Below are 6,042 nucleotides of genomic sequence, written 5' to 3' on the forward strand. Positions count from 1 at the left end.
TTAACGCAAAAAGGCCACCCTTTCGGGTGGCCTTTTTGTTTGTTTCTAAGTTAAGTCCGGCGGTGTCTTACTCTCCCACAGGGTCCCCCCTGCAGTACCATCAGCGCTGAGAGTCTTAGCTTCCGGGTTCGGAATGTGACCGGGCGTTTCCCTCTCGCTATAGCCGCCGAAACATCTTCCGATGAATCGATTCTATATTTTTTAGTTATAGAGTCCCCTTGACAGGGACGTTGTTCTCGACCGTACATCGAGAACCACATAGTGGACGCTAAAGCAGCTTCTTCAAACTGAGTGTTATCAAATTATCGGCTTATTAGTACCGGTCAGCTCCATGGGTCTTTAGTCCCCACTTCCACATCCGGCCTATCAACGCAGTAGTCTAGCTGCGAGCCTCTCCCCCGAAGGGATGGAAATCTCATCTCGAAGCCGGCTTCCCGCTTAGATGCTTTCAGCGGTTATCCGTTCCGAACGTAGCTAATCAGCGGTGCTCCTGGCGGAACAACTGACACACCAGAGGTTCGTCCATCCCGGTCCTCTCGTACTAGGGATAGATCTTCTCAAATTTCCTGCGCGCGCAGCGGATAGGGACCGAACTGTCTCACGACGTTCTAAACCCAGCTCGCGTACCGCTTTAATGGGCGAACAGCCCAACCCTTGGGACCTACTCCAGCCCCAGGATGCGACGAGCCGACATCGAGGTGCCAAACCATGCCGTCGATATGGACTCTTGGGCAAGATCAGCCTGTTATCCCCGAGGTACCTTTTATCCGTTGAGCGACAGCGCTTCCACAAGCCACTGCCGGATCACTAGTCCCGACTTTCGTCCCTGCTCGACTTGTCAGTCTTACAGTCAAGCTCCCTTGTGCACTTACACTCGACACCTGATTACCAACCAGGTTGAGGGAACCTTTGGGCGCCTCCGTTACTTTTTAGGAGGCAACCGCCCCAGTTAAACTACCCACCAGGCACTGTCCCTGAACCGGATCACGGTTCGAAGTTAGGTATCCAATATGACCAGAGTGGTATTTCAACAATGACTCCACCTGAACTAGCGTCCAAGCTTCACAGTCTCCCACCTATCCTACACAAGCCACACCGAACACCAATACCAAGCTGTAGTAAAGGTCACGGGGTCTTTCCGTCCTGCTGCGCGTAACGAGCATCTTTACTCGTAATGCAATTTCGCCGAGTTCGCGGTTGAGACAGCTGGGAAGTCGTTACGCCATTCGTGCAGGTCGGAACTTACCCGACAAGGAATTTCGCTACCTTAGGATGGTTATAGTTACCACCGCCGTTTACTGGGGCTTAAATTCTCAGCTTCGCCTTGCGGCTAACCGTTCCTCTTAACCTTCCAGCACCGGGCAGGCGTCAGTCCGTATACATCGTCTTGCGACTTAGCACGGACCTGTGTTTTTAGTAAACAGTCGCTTCCCACTGGTCTCTGCGGCCTTCGAACGCTCCCGGAGCAAGTCCGTTCACGCCTCAGGCCCCCCTTCTCCCGAAGTTACGGGGGCATTTTGCCGAGTTCCTTAACCACGATTCTCTCGATCTCCTTAGTATTCTCTACCTGATCACCTGAGTCGGTTTGGGGTACGGGTGACTAAAACCTCGCGTCGATGCTTTTCTTGGCAGCATAGGATCACTGATTTCACCCTTACGGGCTACCCATCGGGTCTCAACCTTATATGAGAGACGGATTTGCCTATCTCTCGGCCTACATCCTTAGACCGGGTCAACCATCGCCCGGCTCAGCTACCTTCCTGCGTCACACCTGTTAATACGCTAACCGCACCAGCATAGGGTCGCACGCTAGGCCCCACGCTTCACCCCGAAGGGATCCATCTAGGGGATTCAGATGCTTAGCATTACTGGATTAGTTTGGGCGGTTTTTCGTCAGTACGGGAATATCAACCCGTTGTCCATCGACTACGCCTGTCGGCCTCGCCTTAGGTCCCGACTTACCCAGGGCGGATTAGCCTGGCCCTGGAACCCTTGATCTTTCGGAGGACGGGTTTCTCACCCGTCTTTCGCTACTCATGCCTGCATTCTCACTCGTGTAGCCTCCACGGCTGGTTTACACCGCCGCTTCGCTGGCCACACGACGCTCTCCTACCCATCAACACGGCTGAACCAACCACACAAGGTGGCGGCTTACCAAAAATATCAATGCCACAACTTCGGTGGCGTGCTTGAGCCCCGTTACATTGTCGGCGCGGAATCACTTGACCAGTGAGCTATTACGCACTCTTTCAAGGGTGGCTGCTTCTAAGCCAACCTCCTGGTTGTCTGTGCAACTCCACATCCTTTCCCACTTAGCACGCGCTTTGGGACCTTAGTTGGTGGTCTGGGTTGTTTCCCTCTCGACGATGAAGCTTATCCCCCACCGTCTCACTGCTGCGCTCTCACTTACCGGCATTCGGAGTTTGGCTGACGTCAGTAAGCTTTTGGGCCCCATCGGCCATCCAGTAGCTCTACCTCCGGCAAGAAACACGCAACGCTGCACCTAAATGCATTTCGGAGAGAACCAGCTATCACGAAGTTTGATTGGCCTTTCACCCCTATCCACAGCTCATCCCCTCCATTTTCAACTGAAGTGGGTTCGGTCCTCCACGACGTCTTACCGTCGCTTCAACCTGGCCATGGATAGATCACTTCGCTTCGGGTCTAGGACATGCGACTGAATCGCCCTATTCAGACTCGCTTTCGCTACGCATTCCCCTCTCGGGTTAAGCTCGCCACATATCACTAACTCGCAGGCTCATTCTTCAAAAGGCACGCTGTCACCAGAACAAAGCTGGCTCCAACGGTTTGTAAGCAAACGGTTTCAGGTACTATTTCACTCCCCTCCCGGGGTACTTTTCACCTTTCCCTCACGGTACTTGTTCACTATCGGTCATGTAGGAGTATTTAGGCTTATCAGGTGGTCCTGACGGATTCACACGGGATTTCTCGGGCCCCGTGCTACTTGGGATACTTCTCGGGCGATTGCTGCATTTCGACTACGGGGTTCGCACCCTCTATGACCAGGCTTTCAATCCTGTTCGTCTATACAACGTTCTAACCCTTACCATTCGGTAGAATAGGCAGAAAAGTCCCGCAACCCCGACCATGCAACGCCTACCGGCTATCACACATGATCGGTTTAGCCTCATCCGGGTTCGCTCGCCACTACTAACGGAATCACTGTTGTTTTCTCTTCCTGTGGGTACTGAGATGTTTCACTTCCCCACGTTCCCTCTACCCGCCCTATATATTCAGGCGGGAGTCACCAGGTCACCTTACGGGCCTGGCGGGGTTTCCCCATTCGGACATCCTCGGATCACAGTTCGTTTATCAACTCCCCGAGGCTTATCGCAGATTACTACGTCCTTCTTCGGCTCTACATGCCAAGGCATTCACCGTTTGCTCTTAAAAATTTGAAATCACATGAGTTTGAATCGATTAAGTATGCCGAATAAATTCGGCATCGAAATTGACCAATGATCACGCACTCAATAAAGAGTGCATAGATCTTTGTAATTGACCGCACCATCTAAAAGATGCTGCGGCAAATTTAAGATGCTCGCGTCCACTGTGTAGTTCTCAAAGTACGGGCGGTACCCCTCCACGCCGGCAAGTGATGCCAACGCACAGAAGTCCAGAAGAAACAGATCAACACCAGGACTTTCATCCCGGGTTGTTCCGGTCCCTCAGGACCCAACAGCGTGCATATACAAGTCTCTCCAACACCTACTTTTCCAACCTCGTTCTCACGAACCAGGCGTACCGAGTAGATCTCAGCCGTTCTTGCATCAATGTCAATGTTCCACCCATGAGCGCCATCAGAAGACATTCGCTTCCGTATGACTGGCCGCCATATTCCGCTGTATACAGACGGGACGGCACGTGCTCCTTAGAAAGGAGGTGATCCAGCCGCACCTTCCGGTACGGCTACCTTGTTACGACTTAGTCCTAATCACCAATCCCACCTTCGACAGCTCCGTCCCTTACGGGTTCGGCCACTGGCTTCGGGTGTTACCGACTTTCATGACTTGACGGGCGGTGTGTACAAGGCCCGGGAACGTATTCACCGCAGCGTTGCTGATCTGCGATTACTAGCGACTCCGACTTCATGAGGTCGAGTTGCAGACCTCAATCCGAACTGAGACCGGCTTTTTGGGATTCGCTCCACCTTGCGGTATCGCAGCCCTTTGTACCGGCCATTGTAGCATGCGTGAAGCCCAAGACATAAGGGGCATGATGATTTGACGTCATCCCCACCTTCCTCCGAGTTGACCCCGGCAGTATCCCATGAGTTCCCACCATTACGTGCTGGCAACATAGGACGAGGGTTGCGCTCGTTGCGGGACTTAACCCAACATCTCACGACACGAGCTGACGACAACCATGCACCACCTGTATACCGACCTTGCGGGGCGACCATTTCTGGCCGTTTCCGGTATATGTCAAGCCTTGGTAAGGTTCTTCGCGTTGCATCGAATTAATCCGCATGCTCCGCCGCTTGTGCGGGCCCCCGTCAATTCCTTTGAGTTTTAGCCTTGCGGCCGTACTCCCCAGGCGGGGAACTTAATGCGTTAGCTGCGACACGGAGACCGTGGAATGGTCCCCACATCTAGTTCCCAACGTTTACGGCATGGACTACCAGGGTATCTAATCCTGTTCGCTCCCCATGCTTTCGCTCCTCAGCGTCAGTTACGGCCCAGAGATCTGCCTTCGCCATTGGTGTTCCTCCTGATATCTGCGCATTCCACCGCTACACCAGGAATTCCAATCTCCCCTACCGCACTCTAGTCTGCCCGTACCCACTGCAGGCCCGAGGTTGAGCCTCGGGTTTTCACAGCAGACGCGACAAACCGCCTACGAGCTCTTTACGCCCAATAATTCCGGACAACGCTTGCACCCTACGTATTACCGCGGCTGCTGGCACGTAGTTAGCCGGTGCTTTTTCTGCAGGTACCGTCACTCCCAGGAAAACCCAGTCGCTTCTTCCCTACTAAAAGAGGTTTACAACCCGAAGGCCTTCGTCCCTCACGCGGCGTTGCTGCATCAGGCTTGCGCCCATTGTGCAATATTCCCCACTGCTGCCTCCCGTAGGAGTCTGGGCCGTGTCTCAGTCCCAGTGTGGCCGGTCACCCTCTCAGGCCGGCTACCCGTCGTCGCCTTGGTGAGCCATTACCTCACCAACTAGCTGATAGGCCGCGAGCTCATCCTTGACCAAAATTCTTTCCACCCCAGAAGATGCCTTCCAAGGTAATATCCGGTATTAGCTACAGTTTCCCGCAGTTATCCCAGAGTCAAGGGCAGATTGCTCACGTGTTACTCACCCGTTCGCCACTGATCCAAGGAGCAAGCTCCTCTTCACCGTTCGACTTGCATGTGTTAAGCACGCCGCCAGCGTTCGTCCTGAGCCAGGATCAAACTCTCCGTAAATGTTTGAATAGCTACCCGCCCCATATAAATACGAAACGAACGCCCATCTAGTGCACCCACCAACCGGAATAGGCTGAGAAGATACAAGTTTGAAACTGACAAGAACAAATCATTACTGACTTGCTTTGTTTAGTTGCCTAGTCCAAAGACCAGGACTTGTTCAATATTATTTCCAAAGGAATCTCCCAGCTGCACCCCGCTAGAAACGGGCCACAACCACGAGGTTTTTGGCATTTGACATTGTGCACGCTGTTGAGTTCTCAAGGATCGGACGCACCCGACATCAGGCCCAAAACTGGGCTGTCGCTCCGGGGCAACTTGTCAAACTTAGACCCTCCAACCAGTCCCTGTCAAATCGAGGAAACACCCAGTTTCAGGCGCAAAACAGCGACCAAAACCACGCGACTCAACCAACCAGAAACAGCAAGAAGGACTTACAATCCTAGCCCAACACAGACGCACTTGAAACAAGCACCCTACATTGATATGGCTAGAAGATGGTCCCACATGAGGCCGGAAAGCACTACGGCTTTCCGCACCTTTGGGGTACGTATAGATACATTACGGCCAGACCACCCACCCGTCAAAACGCCCCCCACCCGGGCGTGTCGC

The 6,042-nt window shown here is 53.3% G+C and carries 3 rRNA genes; all 3 read right to left on the reverse strand.

Features of this window, described 5'->3' with window-relative positions:
* Positions 1-54: 54 nt before the first annotated feature.
* Positions 55-171 (reverse strand): 5S ribosomal RNA (gene rrf / locus CXY80_RS00605).
* A gap of 122 nt (positions 172-293) precedes the next feature.
* Positions 294-3,422: ribosomal RNA gene (locus tag CXY80_RS00610) — 23S ribosomal RNA — on the reverse strand.
* 474 nt (positions 3,423-3,896) lie between these two features.
* Positions 3,897-5,430, reverse strand: a 16S ribosomal RNA gene (locus CXY80_RS00615).
* The 16S, 23S and 5S rRNA genes sit together here, the layout of an rRNA operon.
* Between the last annotated feature and the right edge of the window lie 612 nt (positions 5,431-6,042).

This window comes from Cryobacterium sp. M91 (genome assembly GCF_002929615.1).
Lineage (GTDB): Bacteria > Actinomycetota > Actinomycetes > Actinomycetales > Microbacteriaceae > Cryobacterium > Cryobacterium levicorallinum.